The sequence below is a fragment of the Gottfriedia acidiceleris genome (assembly GCF_002128425.1).
Classification (GTDB): domain Bacteria; phylum Bacillota; class Bacilli; order Bacillales; family Bacillaceae_G; genus Gottfriedia; species Gottfriedia acidiceleris.
In genome coordinates, this window is sequence record NZ_NESS01000002.1 from 454251 (window position 1) to 471973 (window position 17723).

At 31.1% G+C, this 17723-nt stretch carries 19 protein-coding genes and 2 pseudogenes; 16 read left to right on the forward strand and 5 right to left on the reverse strand.

What is annotated here, in order from left to right:
- Positions 1–249: 249 nt before the first annotated feature.
- Together B6K90_RS06115 and gpmA are read left to right on the forward strand one after the other, a co-directional pair.
- Positions 250–984, forward strand: a complete 735-nt coding sequence (locus tag B6K90_RS06115) for a GntR family transcriptional regulator (protein WP_088011846.1) — start codon at positions 250–252, stop codon at positions 982–984.
- Between the two features lie 108 nt (positions 985–1092).
- A complete protein-coding gene (gene gpmA, locus B6K90_RS06120) occupies positions 1093–1884 on the forward strand; it encodes a 2,3-diphosphoglycerate-dependent phosphoglycerate mutase (protein WP_088011847.1) in 792 nt (263 codons plus the stop codon).
- A gap of 49 nt (positions 1885–1933) precedes the next feature.
- On the opposite strand, the gene B6K90_RS06125 is transcribed toward gpmA, so the two are convergent.
- A complete protein-coding gene (locus B6K90_RS06125) occupies positions 1934–3283 on the reverse strand; it encodes an MATE family efflux transporter (RefSeq protein WP_088011848.1) in 1350 nt (449 codons plus the stop codon).
- Positions 3284–3390: 107 nt separating this feature from the next.
- Between B6K90_RS06125 and B6K90_RS06130 the strand changes: the two genes are divergently transcribed.
- From B6K90_RS06130 to B6K90_RS06145, 5 genes are all read left to right on the forward strand, one after another.
- Entirely contained in the window at positions 3391–4083 is a 693-nt protein-coding gene (locus B6K90_RS06130) for an SDR family oxidoreductase (RefSeq protein ID WP_088011849.1), read from the forward strand.
- Positions 4084–4151: 68 nt separating this feature from the next.
- The gene (locus tag B6K90_RS23620; protein ID WP_167555289.1) at positions 4152–4313 is read left to right on the forward strand and encodes a hypothetical protein; all 162 of its coding nucleotides are present in this window, start codon (positions 4152–4154) and stop codon (positions 4311–4313) included.
- A gap of 268 nt (positions 4314–4581) precedes the next feature.
- Positions 4582–5514: a manganese-dependent inorganic pyrophosphatase gene (locus tag B6K90_RS06135; RefSeq protein WP_088011850.1), complete on the forward strand. Its 933-nt coding sequence runs from the start codon at positions 4582–4584 to the stop codon at positions 5512–5514.
- A 79-nt stretch (positions 5515–5593) separates the two neighbouring features.
- Positions 5594–6109: a YfiT family bacillithiol transferase gene (locus tag B6K90_RS06140; protein WP_088011851.1), complete on the forward strand. Its 516-nt coding sequence runs from the start codon at positions 5594–5596 to the stop codon at positions 6107–6109.
- Positions 6110–6346: 237 nt separating this feature from the next.
- The gene (locus B6K90_RS06145) at positions 6347–7042 is read left to right on the forward strand and encodes a helix-turn-helix transcriptional regulator (protein ID WP_088011852.1); all 696 of its coding nucleotides are present in this window, start codon (positions 6347–6349) and stop codon (positions 7040–7042) included.
- A 58-nt stretch (positions 7043–7100) separates the two neighbouring features.
- Here B6K90_RS06145 and B6K90_RS06150 read toward each other — a convergent pair.
- Positions 7101–7713 (reverse strand): annotated as a pseudogene (locus B6K90_RS06150) (LysE/ArgO family amino acid transporter).
- A gap of 113 nt (positions 7714–7826) precedes the next feature.
- Between B6K90_RS06150 and B6K90_RS06155 the strand changes: the two are divergent.
- Positions 7827–8021 carry a hypothetical protein gene (locus B6K90_RS06155; RefSeq protein WP_088011853.1) on the forward strand — a complete coding sequence of 65 codons (195 nt, stop codon included), beginning with the start codon at positions 7827–7829 and terminating at the stop codon, positions 8019–8021.
- A 778-nt stretch (positions 8022–8799) separates the two neighbouring features.
- Here the strand turns inward: B6K90_RS06155 and B6K90_RS06160 are convergent.
- Both B6K90_RS06160 and B6K90_RS06165 read right to left on the reverse strand, forming a co-directional pair.
- On the reverse strand, positions 8800–9342 hold the full coding sequence (locus tag B6K90_RS06160) for a GNAT family N-acetyltransferase (protein WP_235821729.1): 543 nt from the start codon (positions 9340–9342) through the stop codon (positions 8800–8802).
- On the reverse strand, positions 9342–10325 hold the full coding sequence (locus B6K90_RS06165; RefSeq protein WP_088011854.1) for a glutathione S-transferase family protein: 984 nt from the start codon (positions 10323–10325) through the stop codon (positions 9342–9344). Before B6K90_RS06165 ends, B6K90_RS06160 begins: the two co-directional genes overlap by 1 nt.
- Before the next feature lie 263 nt (positions 10326–10588).
- Between B6K90_RS06165 and B6K90_RS06170 the strand changes: the two are divergent.
- The 8 genes and pseudogenes from B6K90_RS06170 to B6K90_RS06205 all read left to right on the forward strand — a co-directional run bounded on the left by B6K90_RS06170 (position 10589) and on the right by B6K90_RS06205 (position 16282).
- A pseudogene (locus tag B6K90_RS06170) lies at positions 10589–11638 on the forward strand (LLM class flavin-dependent oxidoreductase).
- A gap of 119 nt (positions 11639–11757) precedes the next feature.
- Positions 11758–12144: a cupredoxin domain-containing protein gene (locus B6K90_RS06175; RefSeq protein WP_407920496.1), complete on the forward strand. Its 387-nt coding sequence runs from the start codon at positions 11758–11760 to the stop codon at positions 12142–12144.
- Positions 12145–12285: 141 nt separating this feature from the next.
- On the forward strand, positions 12286–12591 hold the full coding sequence (locus B6K90_RS06180; protein ID WP_088011856.1) for a hypothetical protein: 306 nt from the start codon (positions 12286–12288) through the stop codon (positions 12589–12591).
- A 259-nt stretch (positions 12592–12850) separates the two neighbouring features.
- On the forward strand, positions 12851–14014 hold the full coding sequence (locus B6K90_RS06185; RefSeq protein ID WP_088011857.1) for an MFS transporter: 1164 nt from the start codon (positions 12851–12853) through the stop codon (positions 14012–14014).
- A gap of 79 nt (positions 14015–14093) precedes the next feature.
- Entirely contained in the window at positions 14094–14942 is an 849-nt protein-coding gene (locus tag B6K90_RS06190) for a MerR family transcriptional regulator (protein WP_088011858.1), read from the forward strand.
- Positions 14943–15251: 309 nt separating this feature from the next.
- Positions 15252–15620 carry a DUF2089 domain-containing protein gene (locus tag B6K90_RS06195; RefSeq protein WP_088011859.1) on the forward strand — a complete coding sequence of 123 codons (369 nt, stop codon included), beginning with the start codon at positions 15252–15254 and terminating at the stop codon, positions 15618–15620.
- Positions 15621–15622: 2 nt separating this feature from the next.
- Entirely contained in the window at positions 15623–16009 is a 387-nt protein-coding gene (locus B6K90_RS06200) for a hypothetical protein (RefSeq protein WP_088011860.1), read from the forward strand.
- A gap of 3 nt (positions 16010–16012) precedes the next feature.
- Positions 16013–16282, forward strand: a complete 270-nt coding sequence (locus tag B6K90_RS06205; RefSeq protein WP_088011861.1) for a hypothetical protein — start codon at positions 16013–16015, stop codon at positions 16280–16282.
- 159 nt (positions 16283–16441) lie between these two features.
- On the opposite strand, the gene B6K90_RS06210 is transcribed toward B6K90_RS06205, so the two are convergent.
- On the reverse strand, positions 16442–17596 hold the full coding sequence (locus tag B6K90_RS06210; protein ID WP_088011862.1) for a tyrosine-type recombinase/integrase: 1155 nt from the start codon (positions 17594–17596) through the stop codon (positions 16442–16444).
- Positions 17597–17723 lie beyond the last annotated feature (127 nt).

The window sequence follows — 17723 nt, forward strand, 5'->3', positions numbered from 1 at the left end:
TAACGTAACAAGTTCAAAATGATAAATTCATACTATGAAGTATAGTTGTATACATCGTTGTCTATTATGTTTCAACTAAATTATATTTCAACATAATATATAAATCAATAGCAACTTTTTCTCACACAATATTTTTAAAAATTTTTTAACTTGGTTTAAAAGAATAATGATTGTGTTTGTGATTTTCACTTAACCGACAAGTTTGCGAATAATTCATAACTCGTTATAATATTTGTAAGGAGTGTTGTTATGTCCGTTGAAAATAAAAAAAAATTACCTCTTTACGTAGGGGTTTATGAAAAATTATTTAAACTAATTAATGAGGGAGTTTATCCGATTGGAAGTAAGCTACCTCCAGAACCTGAACTTTCTAAGATGATGAATGTTAGTAGAATGACCTTAAGACAAGGATTGGGTTTACTAAAAGAGGACGGTTATATTGAAACAGTCCATGGGCAAGGTAACTTTATAAAACAAAATGTGAATTTAAGAAGTGTTGGTTTAGAAAAAATAGATAATTCTATTTTTCAATGTTGTACAGAAACCATTGATGATGTAGATGCTTATTTAGAAGTTAGTTTTTCGGATGATTATGAATACGTTAAAAAGATATTTAATCAAGATTCAGCAGTGATGATTAGGTTTAATAGATGGTACAAGTCTAAAAATAAAATTGTCGCTCATGCTTATACAATGTTTCCAAGTGAGACAGCTTCCCAATATCAAATGAATCTAAGCGACCAGCAGAGTCTACTAAAAATACTTGAAGAAGATATTTATAAGTTAATCCATTCATCCACTATCGAAATAAAATTTACAGAATCAGTCCTTCCTTCTTCAAACTATGAATTACGTTCAAATAATAATTTATTCGTATTACTAATTGAAAATCTATATGACTCAATGGGGAATATCGTCCTTAAAAATAAAATTTATATCCCAATCGAACTTAGTTCAATAAAAATTAATCGAATAAACAAATAGTGTATTATTCTAAATACATAAGATTTTGCTCTTCTAATCAATTCTGAATCAAATTATGAACATTTCAGCAAACTATATCATATTTAATTGATTTTAAAGGAGAGCAATATGATTAAACTTGTATTAATCAGACATGGACAGAGTTTATGGAATGTTGAAAATCGGTTCACAGGTTGGACAGATGTAGACTTAACAAAGAGTGGACTTTCCGAGGCAAGAGAAGCTGGTATTATTTTAAGGAAAAACGGATTTACATTTGATGTTGCCTATACATCAGTACTTAAGAGAGCAATCCGTACATTATGGATTATTTTAAACGAAATTGATATGATGTGGATTCCAGTTTATAAGACATGGAGATTAAATGAACGTCATTACGGTTCACTTCAAGGTTTGAATAAATCTGAAACAGCAAAAAAGTATGGGGAAGAACAGGTTAATATTTGGAGAAGATCGATGAATGTTAGACCACCTGCTCTAAAACCAGACGATCCAAGATATGAGATAAATGAACCTCGTTATAAAAACTTATTAAAAGATGAATTTCCACTAACTGAAAATTTAGAGGATACAGAAAAAAGAGTGTTGAAATATTGGGATGAAGAAATTGCACCAGCTTTGAAAGCAGGTAAAAAGGTTATTATATCTGCACATGGAAATACGTTAAGGGGGATTGTCCAATATTTAGATCAAGTCTCAGCTGACGGAATAGCTTCTCTTAATATTCCAACAAGTATTCCATTAGTTTATGAATTAAATGATGAACTGAAGCCTATACGACATTACTATTTAGGTGTGGGTGGTGAACTCCCACCAGATGTAATCCCAAAACATATCCCTAGCGAATTACTTGACCAATTGGATGATGATCATCCAAATATAACGATACAAGATGAGTAGAAATACAAAAAAAGGATGGGTGAGCAATTGTGCTTCCCATCCTTTTCATTTAAGCTTCAGATAGCTTTAGTTTTTTTATTTGTAGTTGTACTAATCGGAAAGATAATGTTAGTGCTGAAACTCCTAAACCAACAATTAATCCAACCCAATATCCTTTTGCACCAAGATTCGTATTAGAGAGTACATACCCGACTGGTAATGCTATTACCCAATAAGCTAAAATCATCATAATTAATGTGGCATTCACATCTTTATAACCTCTTAATGCACCTTGGATTGGCGCAGCAACGGCATCAAATAGCTGAAACATCACTGCGAAGATCAAGAATCCGCCTGCTAAAATTTGTACAGATGGATCATTCGTATACCATCCAGCTACATCATATCGGAATAAGTAGATGATGATACCAAAAAATGAAGCAATTGAAACTGCCATTACTAAACCAATTTTGCTATATTCTTTTGCATTTTGGAACTCTTTTGCACCAACTTCATATCCGACAGCAATTGTTAAAGCCATTGAAATACTTAATGGAACCATATAAAGAAGACTCGCAAAATTCATTGCCACTGTATGTGCTGCAATTGTTTCAGTATCAAACTCACTTAACAATAATGTTACGACTGAGAATACACTTACTTCAAAAAAGATACTAAGTCCAATTGGAACTCCTAATTTTAAAATACTTTTCCAAGTTGCAAATGAAATTGGAGGAAGTTTTTTAAATAGATTAAATGTGCTAAATGGCTTTTTAGTTTTAATAATGTATAAAGCAATTCCAAAAATAATCCAATACGTTATTGCAGACGCAACTCCAGAACCTACGCCACCTAAACGCGGAAGACCAGCTTTACCGAATATAAGAAAATAATTTAAAATCACGTTAACTGGTACTGAAATAACTGTAATAATCATAGTAGTTCTTGTTTTACCTAAACCATCAATAAACTGACGAATAACTGTATATAGAAATAATGGTAAAATTCCAAATGATAATGCAAATAAGAAATGAAGAGCAACACGATGAACTTTCGGATCAAGATTCATATGATTTAAGATCGGATGGATAGAAAAAATACCAATAATAATAATGATAATTGCAATAATCCCAGCCAAATAAATTGCCTGCATAACGAGAGGCGTTATTTTTTCATCCTGTTTTGCACCATTTAAATTGGCAACCATAGTCGTTATTGCGACTAAAATGCCAGTTAACCCTGTACTAATTGGAGTCCAAATACTTACACCGATCGCAACTCCTGCTAAATCCCCTGGACTACTATTTCCAGACATGATTGTATCAAAAAATGACATCGAAAATAATGTCACTTGAGTGATTAAAATCGGAAGTAATAGTTTAAAAAAGCGTGATATTTTATCCGTTTTAGTCGTATTCATTTTATCGACCTCCTAAACAAACACTTTTACAATTGTATCATGTTTTGGTTTAATAGCTATAATGAAATTATTCGGATTAATAATTAAAATAGAAAGTTGGTTTTAAATTGGGTAATCAAGTTATAATAATCACAGGCGCTGGTAGTGGTTTAGGAGCGTCATTAGCTAAAAAGTATTCTGAAAATGGAGCACACATTTGTTTGTTAGGAAGAACTGAAAATAAACTAAGAGAAATTGGCAAACAATTACCAAACAACTATTCAATACATACAGTTGATGTTTCAAAACATGAAGATGTAAAAAGAGTCTTCGATACAATTATTCAAACATACGGTAAAGTTGATTTATTATTTAATAATGCAGGTGTTGGAATTTTTGATATTGCAGAGGAATTAAATGAAGAAGCTGTACATAATATGATCGATATTAACCTTAAGGGAACCATTTTCTGCTCACAAGAAGTATTAAAACAAATGAAAAAACAAAATAGTGGAACAATCGTAAATATTGTTTCTACAGCAGGTTTAATTGGAAAAGCAACAGAATCGGTTTATTGCGCAAGTAAGTTCGGCGTTAAAGGATTTACCGAAAGTTTGGTTGTTGAATTAACAGGAACACCAATCTCGGTTTTTGCAGCTTATATGGGTGGAATGAATACAGACTTTTGGGCAGGTATTTTTGATGAAGATAAAACTTCAAAAATGATGAATCCAGAAGATATAGCTGAAATCATTATAGAAAATATAAAACCACGTAAAAATATAGCCATACCTGAAATTATCATAAAAAACATAAAATAAGTATTAACAAAGCCATCTTTTACACAAACTATAGCTAAATCCTTAAGGACTAAGTGAGGTATAAAATGATGAGTAAATCAAAAAAGAACAAATCAATTAATTCGAATCAAAATAATTTTGATGAATTATTACTTGAAGATTTAAAATCTGCAGATGATATACCAATTGATTGGTTACCAAAAAGTGAACCAATTACGGATACTATGTCATATAAAAATACTAAAAAATAATTAGACGGTAGATTGAAAAGACTTGTTTTTATTTGACTTACATTACAGCGGTATGAACAGGCTTAGTGACCCGAAAATTAAGCGCTTTCAATTAGTCAAATTGGCATGTTTTTTCGACTTTGCCTTCAAACTGTAAAGAATAGCCATTTTGGCTATTTTTTTTTATTTTGATATGGTATTATTATTGAAGCGTTTTATATTAAAGCCAATTCCTGGCATTAAAATACATAAAAAAATGAAAAACAAGATATAGTTAGGAGAATTTTTGATGGAAAAAGTACTAGTTTTTGGTCATAAGAACCCAGATACAGATACAATTTGCTCTGCAATTGCTTATGCAGAATTAAAAAAGGCATTAGGTGAAAATGCTGAAGCAATCCGTTTAGGTGACGTAAGTGCAGAAACTCAATTTGCACTTGATACATTTAAATCTGAAGCACCACGCTTAGTAGAAAAAGTTGCATCTGAAACAAATAATGTCATTTTAGTTGACCATAATGAGCGTCAACAAAGTGCTGATGATATCGAACAAGTTCGTGTACTTGAGGTTATTGATCATCACCGTATTGCTAATTTTGAAACTAGCGATCCTTTATACTATCGTTGTGAGCCAGTTGGATGTACAGCTACAATTTTAAACAAATTATATAAAGAAAATAATATCGAAATTAAGAAAGAAGTTGCTGGTCTAATGCTTTCAGCAATTATTTCTGATACTTTATTATTTAAATCTCCAACTTGTACTAATCAAGATGTTGCTGCTGCAAAAGAACTTGCTGAAATCGCTGGTGTAAATGCAGATGAATATGGTTTAGAAATGTTAAAAGCAGGTGCAAATCTTGCTGATAAATCGATTGAGTCTTTAGTTTCACTTGATGCTAAAGAATTCCAAATGGGTAACTATAAAGTAGAAATCGCACAAGTAAACGCAGTTGATACAAATGACGTACTTTCTCGTCAAGCTGAATTAGAAAATGTACTTGAAGGCATTGTTTCAAATAAAGGATTAGACCTATTCTTATTTGTTGTAACTGATATTTTAACAAATGACTCGATCGCAGTTGTAAAAGGAACTGCTACTAATGCAGTTGAAAAAGCATACAATGTGTCATTAGAAAACAATACTGCCTTATTAAAAGGTGTTGTATCTCGTAAAAAACAAATCGTTCCAGTATTAACTGAAACATTTAATACACTATAATTCGTAATTTAACAACAAAGTCTTATGAAAGGCTTTGTTGTTTTTTTATAAATAGCTACTAGTAAAAGGGGGATTTGAAATGGAAAATTTAAAATATCCGATTGGCAGATTTACCGTTCCATCAAACTACACTCAACTGAAACGTGAAGAATTTATTAAAGTACTAAAGGATGCTCCTAATAAATTTAAAGAGGCAATCACATCTCTTACAGACAATCAACTAAACACACCTTATCGTGAAGGTGGTTGGACACCAAAACAAGTAATACATCATGTTGCAGATAGTCATATGAATAGCCTAATAAGAGTCAAATTAGCTTTAACTGAAGAAAATCCAACAATCAAAGCGTATGATGAAAACGCATGGATTACATTAAGTGATTCAAATTTTGATTTTCATAGTTCTTTAAAAATACTAGAAGGAATCCACGAACGATACGTAGTTTTACTTGAATCACTTACAGAGGAACAGTTTAAACGAACATGTTTTCATCCTGAACTTAAAATCAATATTAGTATAGATTTCATATTAGCTTTATATGCCTGGCATAGCGAACATCATTTGGCTCACATTTATCTAGTGAAAAACAATTAATATTAAGGTTTTCGAAAATCTAAATTAATAATAATTTCATAAGTTTTTTAGAACCCATTCTTTTAAAAGAATGGGTTTAGTTCTTTTCGCCTACGGAACAATTCTGCTATCATTGAAATATAAGTACTTCCTCAAAAAAAATAATAATTTCCAAAATAATCCAATCTATAATAGTGTCAAAGTACATGTTGTACACATAAAAATAAACTAGAGTAAATTAAAGGAAATGATGTGAGCATGTATTACAAATTACTTAGGCAATATATAAAAAATTCAAATTTAAGTTTGACTGATATAGCAAAAGAATTAAATAAGTTAGGTTTTTCAAAAGATAAGAGCTATTTAAGCAAATTACAAAATGCGAAACTGACTCCACCTGAAGAAAAATTAACTAGAGCGATTGCAAAAGTTACTGGTGGAAATGCTGAAGAATTAATTTGGTGTGCTTATATTATTAATGCACCTGAAAGATTGAAAACACCTTTACGTAACATTTCAGAAGAAGTATTCAATCTTTCAAAGAAAGAAATGGATGGTAATCTAAAATTTGATGTGGTCTATAAGGATCAAAATATTGAGGATCGCTCAAAAATATTTGCTGAATTTATTAGACAGACACGATTACAAAAAAATCTATCAATAAAATACCTTGCAACAAAAGCAAATATATCCCATTCATATATTTCACAAATTGAAAATGGTAAAAGAGGTATTCCGTCACCAGAAATTATACGAAAGTTGGCAGAACCACTCGACGTTCCTGTTATTCAGTTGTTTCAATTAGCTGGATATGTACCAATTGGTGAAAATGATTGGATAGAAGGTATGAATCTCATACGTAAAGCTAATTCAATGCTAAACAATGAAGAAAAAGAGAAATTATTGAGGTTAATAGAAGCATTTCTTACATTATCTTCTTTACGCTTTTTCTAATAAAATGGAGAAAAATAAAAATGCAGGATTCAGGATAACACCTTTAACCTGCATTTTTCTATCTAGCTATTATTCCTTTAATTAGGTAAATTGCAATAGACCAAATTATAATAGCCGATATTTTATTCACAATTAGCATAAATTTACCGAATTGATCAAGTTTCCCTGCCGTTCTTCCGGCTATTGCGAGTAACAAAAACCAGATCCACGAAACAGCAATACAAGTTACCGAAAAAGCAATTTTTTCAATTCCGTCATATTGAAGTGAATTTGTTCAAATTACACCTATTGTATCTAATATTGCATGAGGATTTAAAAGTGAAACTGATCCAGCAAAAAGTATTTGTTTTTTACTGAAAAATGTTCTTGATTAGTATTTACATTTGAAGTTTTAGATTTCCATGTTTGCGAGCTCATATAAGTTAAAAATAAAACGCCAAAGCATAAAAGAGCGGTTTTTAAATAAGGTGATGTTAAAATTAGCATTGAAACACCTGTAACAGATAAAGTAATTAATAAAGTATCGCAAATCGATGCAGTTGTTACAGCAGGAAGTACATTAATAAATCTATTTTGAGTTGCACCTTGTTGAAAAATAAAACGTTTTGTACCCCTAAAGGAAGAATTAATTCAAAAGATAATAAAGTTGCGTGTAAAATAGTTTGAATCATAAGTCCACCTAACTAACCATTTTTATGTAAACATCAATTCTTTTTGCGAATCTTGACTAAATTTGTAAATTTTAGGAAAGGATAATAAGAAACTGTAAAAGGAAGTGATGAGTATGTCTCAACAATTTGAAAATCTACCCGATTATGAATTATTAGCGAATAATCCAGCATTATCTTTACATGAACTGTCATATCACTATGATATGAGTTTTAATGATATTGCTGAAATTAGAGGAATCTCTGTAGAAGATTTAGTAAATTACTATCAGACAAATACTTCTCACGATTCATTATTTTATTTTGAATAATGTATACATAAAGCTGAGCCAATATAATATTGGAATCGGCTTTTTTGCGTAATAAATCTTCTACTTATTATATTGAAAAATAGTGAGAATACTAGAATTTTAGACAGACATAGCGAACAGGCATAGGTATTGGAATTAAATAAAGAAAGTTAAGCCATTTATAGACTTAACTTCATTTTTACATCTATATTTTACTTATTGACAATTTTTTTCTCTATTGAATAAAGTCGAAAAGAACAAACATCAAGCTAATTAGAAATAAGAGCTGATTTTTGTTTATTAGAAAAAGAACTACAATCAAAAGTAGATGATAAACAGTTTCCAAGATAAAAAAATATCTTTTTTGACTTAGGAATTCGCGTAGTTTTCGATAAAAAGAAGTGTTTGTTACAAAAATTCCATTTAAAATAAGGATGCATATTAATAGTAAACTATACATTAATTCAAACGGTTTAAAACTCAATATCAATAATAAAAACGTGACTGATAAAAAATATATTATAAAAGAAGCCCATATTAAGATTCCTTTCATAACATGCTCACAACCTCTTTTAGGACTTGAATAATTACTATACCAATATTTTATATTTATTTCACATTAACTTTACCACAATTTAACATAAAGTTATTCCTTGAGATGTGACAGAACAATGTATTTTTCAAACGTTTTCAAAGAGTGATAGTGAGAATATTCGAATAGGAAAATATAGAGTAAGCTTAAAAGGGCTGATTGAAGATAGTTCATCTTCAATCAGCCCTTTTACTATATATTTTAAATTTAATCCTGTTCAGTAAATTTCATCTGATAAGCTCTTACGATAATCCCATCATTTGCTGGTTCAAAGTCAAACTTTGGCAAACGTTTAAATCCGATTCTTTCATATAAACTTATGGCATTTTTCATAAATTCTCCAGTATGTAATCCAACCGCATCGAATCCTTTTTCCTTTGTGCGATTAATACATTCTAAAATTAGCGCAGAAGCAATTCCTTGACCGCGGCACTCTGAATCAACAGCAAGCATTCGGATTTCTGGATAATCAAGCTCGTCGATATAATCCTCATAAGCATTTATTTTGGCTGGAAATAAAGCGACGCTTCCAACAATTTTTCCTAAAACCGTGGCAACAATTAATTCCACACCTTCTTGTTCATCAACATTCGAGGAGATGGCCTTCTTTAAAGCATTCCAATGATTAACCGGTAAATCGTTGACATACTCACTATAAGCGTTAATTCTTTGTTCGCGAATGAATTGCAACATCTCTTTTTCGGCATTACAAATTTCTATTTTTACCATTTGGATCGCATCCTTTTGCATTAATGAATGAGGAACTTTTCTTTTTGTCCACTTAAAACTTCTCGATTGTGCTTCGAGTTCCAAATCGTAAGTTCTGGACCTTTTGGTAAAACTTTTGGTTCTTCCTTGTCGGGCGATATGGTAATTGATAAATGATAATGTCGCTTAATCGCTTCAAAATCAGTCGTGTCCCAAAATCCTGGTGTTTGATATAAATCTCGTACATAGCCCCATAAGTTTTTATACTCACGTATTAAATTTCGATTCGTATTGAAGGCTGTAAAGTAAGCAGCATCGAACCGAACTAGTGTTGTAAATAACCTAACATCGGTATCAGTAATTTTATCACCAAATAAAAAACGTTGATTAGTTAGGCGTTGCTCTAGCTCATCTAATCTATTAAATAATGTTTCATAAGCATCTTCATAAGCTTTCTGCGATTGAGCAAAACCACATTTGTAAACGCCATTGTTTATATCAGAGAAAATAATTTCGTTTAGCGCATCAATTTCTTGACGGATAGATTCTGGGTATAAATCGGGTGCATTCTTTTTATGATATGGCTTCCATGCAGTTTCGAAATAATTTGTAAGCTTAAAATAATCATTATTGACAATCTTACCAGAGCTAATATCAATAATTGCAGGTACTGTCGGACGTCCGGAATAGTTTTGATCAGATTTATGATAAATTTCACTCATATATCGAACGCCTAATATTGGATCAACTCCACTTGTATCCAAAGAAAATTCCCAATCCACATGGGGTAATCTTGGACGCATTGGACTGACAGTTCCTAAACTGATCGCATTTTCTAAGCCTAAAACTTTTCGGACAATAACAGAGCGGTGGGCCCATGGACAAGCAGCTGACCAAATGAGACGATATCGACCTGCTTCAACAGGAAGTTCTCCTGACTTATTTCCAAATGGTGTAGAAAAACGATTTAATTGGCGTCTAAAGAAACCTTCAACTGTTATTTCAGTTGGTTTAGTTTGATTCATACTTAAACTTCCTTTCTCACTACTTTGGAGAATATTTTTTCTTAAGAATTTTTGAAGGGGCACATAGAAGTAATTCTAATACTCTATTATACTCTAAATATTCAGAATATGTATTTTTTCTGGAAATTGATATGGCGACAATACTATATATTTAACTGTTGTTAGAAATTATCTCGAATTTGAGATATATTTAAGTTGATTAATAAATTAAGCAAACGAATATGTAAGTCTACTTAAAAATAGAAAAACGGATGAATAGTTTTATGGAAATAGGAATCAGTACATTTGTAGAAACAACGTCTGATGTTAAAACAGGTAAAGTAAAAAGCCATGCCGAACGTTTGCATGAAGTTGTTGAGGAGATTATTCTTGCAGATCAAGTTGGATTAGATGTATTTGGAGTACGGGAACATCATCGAAATGATTTTGCAGCATCATCGCCAGCAGTCGTTTTGGCTGCCGCTGCATCACAAACAAATCGTATTCGGCTAACAAGTGCCATAACTGTACTTTCATCAGCAGATCCCGTATGAGTATTTCAAGATTTTGCTACGCTTGATGGTATTTCGAATGGACGAGCTGAAATCATGGCGGGACGTGGTTCATTTATCGAATCTTTTCCTTTATTTGGCTATAATGTAAACGACTATGATGAGCTTTTTGAAGAAAAATTGGATTTATTGTTATCATTACAAAAATCCGAATTTGTAACATGGAGTGGAAAACATCGACCATCCATTAATAATATAGGAATCTATCCACGCCCAGTACAGGATCCCCTACCAATTTGGATTGGTAGAGGAGGAAACAGTGAATCAGTCGTTCGTGCTGGACTATTAGGACTTCCACTAGTACTTGCAATTATAGGGGGACGCCCAATTTAGTTTGCACCACTTGTCGAGTTATATAAAAAAGCAGCAGCTCATGCCGGTCATGATGTAACCAAATTACAAATTGTATCCCATTCACATGGGTTCATCGCAGAGGATACAATGACTGCAGCTGATAAATTTTTCCCATCAACACAGCAAGTCATGAATAAGCTTGGAAAGGAACGGGGTTGGGGAATTTATGACCGAGCTGCCTACCATGCGGCACGAAGCTTTGAAGGTGCACTTTATGCCGGTGATTCCGAAACAGTAGCACAAAAAATAATCCATCTTCGAAAAAATGTAGGTATTAAAAGATTTATGCTTCACTTACCAGTTGGTTCGATGCCTCATGCAGACATAATAAAAGCAATCGAACTATTAGGTCAGGAAGTTGCACCAATCGTTAGAGAAGAAATTGCAAAGTGGGAAACAATTCAGTAACTTGCAATAAATGAAAACTGTTTTCTATAAAGAAGATAGTTTTCTTATCTCGATTTAATTAAAAAAATTGTGATAATTTTCCATCATATGGAAAAGAATATTACATAGGAAAGGAGGTAATGCGAGTGTTAATTAAAAATTGGTTAACAAGACTAATTGTTTTTGCAACAATTTTACTTTTGGCAATACCAGTTAATATCAAAGCCTTTGCAGAATCTCAGATTTCACAGTCTGAACAAAGAGCACAAATCTTAGTTGAGCTAAATGATGATTACTTTAATCCAAAAACCATCACGATTCCAAATGGGGCAAAAACAACTTTAATATTGAAAAATAAAGGAAGTAAACCTCACACATTTACTGTGAAGATGCTCAATATCGATGTAGAAGTTCAGCCAGGAAAAGAAACGGCTATTAACGTGGAACCAAAACAAGCTAATACATATGATCTTACTTGTAAATACCATTTTAATGTTGGAATGGTAGGAAAAGTAATCGTCAAATAAAGGCAAGGCCACTGGGCCTTGCTTTTATTTGACGATTACAAATTTTCACTGTAAAGTAACGCCATAATTTCCAACTTAGAAAGGTATTTCATTACTTTTTGGCAAAACTTCCTCATACACTTAAAATGAGGAGGGATATGGATGGAGAACATCGATTTTCATATACTTCAATGGTTTTTTGGTACTACACCGATTCTTGGTTTAACATTAATGATGTTTATTGCTTCATCGCTTGGGAAACGCCCGGCTATACCAATTATTACAGTTTTAGTAACATCATGCTTGTGGTTTATTTGGAAGGAGCTTCCAAACGATATATGGCATAATATGGGAGCAAACGATAATGTTGGGCTGTACCAACATATAACATTTGCCTTAATTCTTGGTTTTGCCACATCGAGTATTCTCGGTTCATTTCAAAAAACTCGTTATGCTAAACATCATTAAATATGTGAATATGTGAATTACTTATAGGCTATGAATATATAGAGATGTATGCAATATACCAATAACTATGAAATTGAGCTTCTATCTTAGAAGCTTTTTTTATATTTAATGAAAAAAAAATTAAAATCAATATTCTAAATATAAAAGAAAACGAATTCATAAAAACAGAATTAAAAATAATAAAAAAATCATTTGACTCTACCCTTGGGAGAGGCTTTACATTATGTTTTGTAGAGTTTTAAAAGGGAGTTGAGTTAAGATGAAAAAACAAAACATAATGTTATCTTTAGTATTAATGAATTTATTCATTATATTTTTAGGAATTGGCTTAGTAATACCAGTCACACCTTCAATTATGAATGAGTTAAATATATCTGGTACAATTGTGGGCTATATGGTGGCTGCATTTGCTATTACACAATTATTTTTTTCACCAATTGCAGGTCGTTGGGTAGACCAGTTCGGACGTAAAAGAATGATTATAACTGGTTTATTAATCTTTAGTATCTCAGAGTTTTTATTCGGAATGGGTAAAATGATTGAGGTTTTATTTATTTCACGTATGCTAGGTGGAATAAGTGCAGCATTCATTATGCCTGCTGTAACAGCATTTATAGCAGATGTTACAACGGTCGATACAAGAGCAAAAGCACTTGGGTATATGTCGGCTGCAATTTCAACGGGGTTTATTGTTGGTCCTGGTGTTGGCGGATTTTTAGCAGAATATGGTCCACGCATACCATTTTTCTTTGCAGCAGGATTAGCCGTTTTCGCTGCGGTATTATCTATTACAGTCCTTCCTGAACCTGAACGAAATCAAGAAAATATTGAAGAAAATGAACAAAAACCAGGTTTTAAACGTATTTTTGAACCGATGTATTTTATATCGTTTATAGTCATATTGATTTCACAATTTGGTTTGTCAGCTTTTGAATCATTATTTTCACTGTTCACAAATCATAAATTTGGTTTTACACCAAAAGACATTGCAATCATGATTACTGGCGGTGGGATTATTGGTGCGATTGCGCAAGTAGCATTATTTGATCGATTAACAAAATGGATGGGAGAAATTCGTTTAATTCGATATAGTTTAATTCTTTCTACAATACTAGTCTTTTTTATGACAATTGTGAGCTCATACTTTATGATTTTACTTGTAACGATTACAGTATTTTTAGGCTTTGATTTAATGCGTCCAGCTGTGACAACCTATTTATCTAAAATTGCAGGTAATGAACAAGGCTTTGTAGGTGGAATGAATTCAATGTTTACTAGTTTTGGTAATGTAATAGGACCAATCATAGGTGGAATCCTATTTGATATAGACTTAAACTATCCATTTTATTTTGCAACAGTCTTATTAGCGAGTGGTGTTGGTTTAACAATCGCATGGAAAATGCCAGTTTATCGCACTGCTTAAGTAATCCAAAAGCGTAATCTTTGTTTACGAATAAAGATTACGCTTCTTTTGCTAAAATAAGAATGTGGAGGTGATTGAAGTGAAGGAAAAACTATATACAATAGGTGAGGTTTCCAAATTAGTTAATATTTCGATTAAAGCACTCCGATATTATGATAAAATCAACTTATTTAAACCAGCATATGTCGATCCAGATACGAATTATCGATATTACAAAGACTCACAAATTCATCTTCTCGATTTAATTAAATCATTAAAATATATTGGTACTCCATTAGAAGAGATGAAAGAGGTACAGGGACTAGAAAGGGATGAATTTTTCGCCTTTTTAACGGAACAAGAAAAAATTGTAAGAGAAAAAATTAATTCATTAATCGAAATCGAAAAAATCATCGCAAATGCTAAAAAGGGATTGCAAAAACAAAAAGATTATCCTCATTTTGGTGAAGTATTTTATTCGTATGAAGAAGAAATGCAGATCATTCAGACGAAAGCAAATGGGATTGACCCAAAAAATATTCTAAATGCTTCATACAGTAAATTGAAGAAATTTGCTGCATCGACAGAAGGTTTTAGAAACAATGGCTATGGCGCCACTTTCCCTTATAAGTCTTATACAAATGTTAATGAAGTAACATATCAATATTTATTTACACCTGTTTTAACAAAAAAACAAATTTCATTATTATTGCCGGGTACTGAGGTTTCAAAAATCCCAGAAGGAAAATACTTATGCATTACATTTAAGAGCGTATCATCTGATGATTATTTTACTAACTTACAAAGGCTCATTAAATACATAGAAAAACACTTAATAACTGTTAAAAGTGATATATATGAATCATTAATACATAATAATTATTCTCCGAATCAGAAAGAAGAATTTTTAATTGAAATGAGAGTATTGGTAGATGACGAAAGAGTATAACAAGACACAAAAATGATACTAAAAGACTCTCAGATGATTAATTAGCTATTTAGATTTAGATTTTAGACAGACTTCTTTAAGAGTCTGTTTTTTATTTTTAATTTTTTTAATATACAAATTGAATTATTTAATAAAAATATAAAGATTTATAGAGAAAATTAAATTTACACGTTAGAGGAATCAAATTATTTAATATGTTAATTCAATTATTTAATAAAAATAAATATTTTTATAAATAATTTTAAATTATAGTTTGAAAAAATAAATATATGGTGTATGATATGATTAAATAAAAGAAAGGAGAACTGTATGACGTATCCTTTACTCACTAATTGTCCTGTTTGTAGCAAGGCACTTAAAATTACTAAACTTCATTGTAATCATTGTCAAACAACGATCGAAAACGAATTTGAAGTTTCAAAATTGGCGGCTCTAGGGCAAGAACAACTGCATTTTATTGAGATTTTTCTTAAATGTCGAGGGAATATCAAAGAGGTCGAAAAGGAACTAGGAATTTCTTATCCGACTGTCAGAGGAAAATTAGACGAAATTATTTCTACTCTTGGATATTCCACTCAAAAGAAACCAGAAATAGATAAGTCAAAAATCGTAACATTATTAGAAAAAGGCGAAATTACTGCTGAGAAAGCCATTCAATTATTAAAAGAGGGGGAATAATAATGAAAGACGAGATTTCAAGAATCTTAACGTTGATGGAAGAAGGAAAGATTGATAAGGATAAAGCAAGTGAATTAATTAATATTTTACAAGAGAAAGATCAGCCAGAACGTATAACATTAAAAAAAGAAGCATATGGAAATAAAATCTTAAAGATTCGTGTGAACTCTGAAGTAGGAGATAATGTAAATGTTAATGTACCGATTAATCTTGTAAAGGCTGTTTTAAAAGTAGGTACAAATATTGCTGAAAAAATACCAGAAGCCGAAAAATATGTAAAAGATATTAACGTTGATCTGCTAATCGAAGCAATTGAAAACGAAATGGTAGGACAAATCGTAGACATCACTTCTTCTAACGGTGATAAAGTTTTTGTCGTGATTGAGTAAATTATGTTAAAGGTCAAATTGAAAGTAGAGGGAAAACGATTCTCCATTCCAATTCCTTATGCGGTTTTAAATTTAGCTTGTATGATCATTTCATCCAAACAAATTAATCGTATAATAAATAAAGCAATTAAAAAAAGTGACAACAAATTCATTTTTCCTGAAATTGAAAGAAAAGATTTAAAGCCGCTACTACAGGAACTTTCTAAAAACAGTGGACTGATCCTAGTTGATATGAAACCAAAAGATGGAACAGAGGTAGTAGTAAAGCTTTAGTAGAAAAAGTGTAGTCTTAACTCGTTTTGTTCCATCAATACTAAATTTAAATTATATTTTCTTTTTTCTTCAATTTAATAAAAGTAAGTTATTTATAATAATATTATGTAAACAAAATAAATTTAAAAAGAACCCCCCTTTTTCAAAATGGGGGTTTTTTTAATACTCTTCATCATCCCAAACATTACTTGCATTTTGAGTTCGATTCATCATTTTTGCTAAATAAAGTTCAGTCGTTTGAATACTTTCATGACCTAAACTTCGACTAACTTGATATATGCTCGCACCTTTTTCAATTGAACGACATGCATAATGATGTCGAAAGAAGTGAGGACTAATATTGTTAGTTCGATTATGATCTTTCACAAAAGTTAACTCAGAATCTTTTATCATTTCAATTACATATTTCGATAAATATTTATAAGAATAATGTTGATTTCGTTTATTTGGAAAGAATGGATTTGAATCAGTTTTAGAAATTATATTTGATAGACCACGTCGACTCCTTAGTTTACATAAATCTACAAATACATGATTTAATAATTTAACTTCTCGTTTTTTATTTCCTTTTCCAACAATTTCGAGCCAATAACCGTTTGAATCCTTTGTAACTTTACCCCAATTTGCCTCTGCTAGTTCTCGAATCCGCATACCAGTTGTAGCCAATAATTTGATTATAGTCGTTTTTAAAATGTTTCCATTATAAAAATTCAATAATGCTTTAACTTCACTTTCTTCTAAATCGCGATTTGGTAAGTCATCTTTAGTAATTTTTGCATTCAATATTCGAGTATATAGAGGTAATTGAACGTAATGACTATCAAATAAATATTTAAAAAAGCTTTTTAATATCACAAGTTTTCTTGAAAGAGTAGTAACACGATATGGTTGTTTTTTCAGACCGTACTGGTAAGTAGAGAGCCATTGTTGATAGGAATCGATATGTCTTTGCTTTAAATTTTTGAAAAATGAAGTTTCTATATAAGATTCTACATCCTGTCGCAAAAATTCCTCACTCTTTAACAAGTACCGATAAAACTGCATTAATTCTCGTATGTATTCCATCTTAGTACTTTCTTTTCGCTGTTTCGATTTTTGAATATCTTTTCTCTGATGGACAAAGTAATAGATCATATCTAAATCAGAAAAACTTTCATAAATCATTCGATGATTTTTTTCATTTTCAAACTTTGTTTGTAGAAGAGTAGGGAAGTAACTTTCATCTATTAAATACTCAATTAGATTGGATTCATTAAGATTTGTAGTTGGTATATGTACTGAATTTGTAATAAGTAGACTTGATTTTACTAACATATTACTCACCTCATAATCTATTATACATAAATCAATGTATTTATAGTATTAATTTGAATACTTTTTCCAATTAAATAATATAATTCAATTTTTTATAAATAGGTAATTATAGTAAAAGATTAAGGTA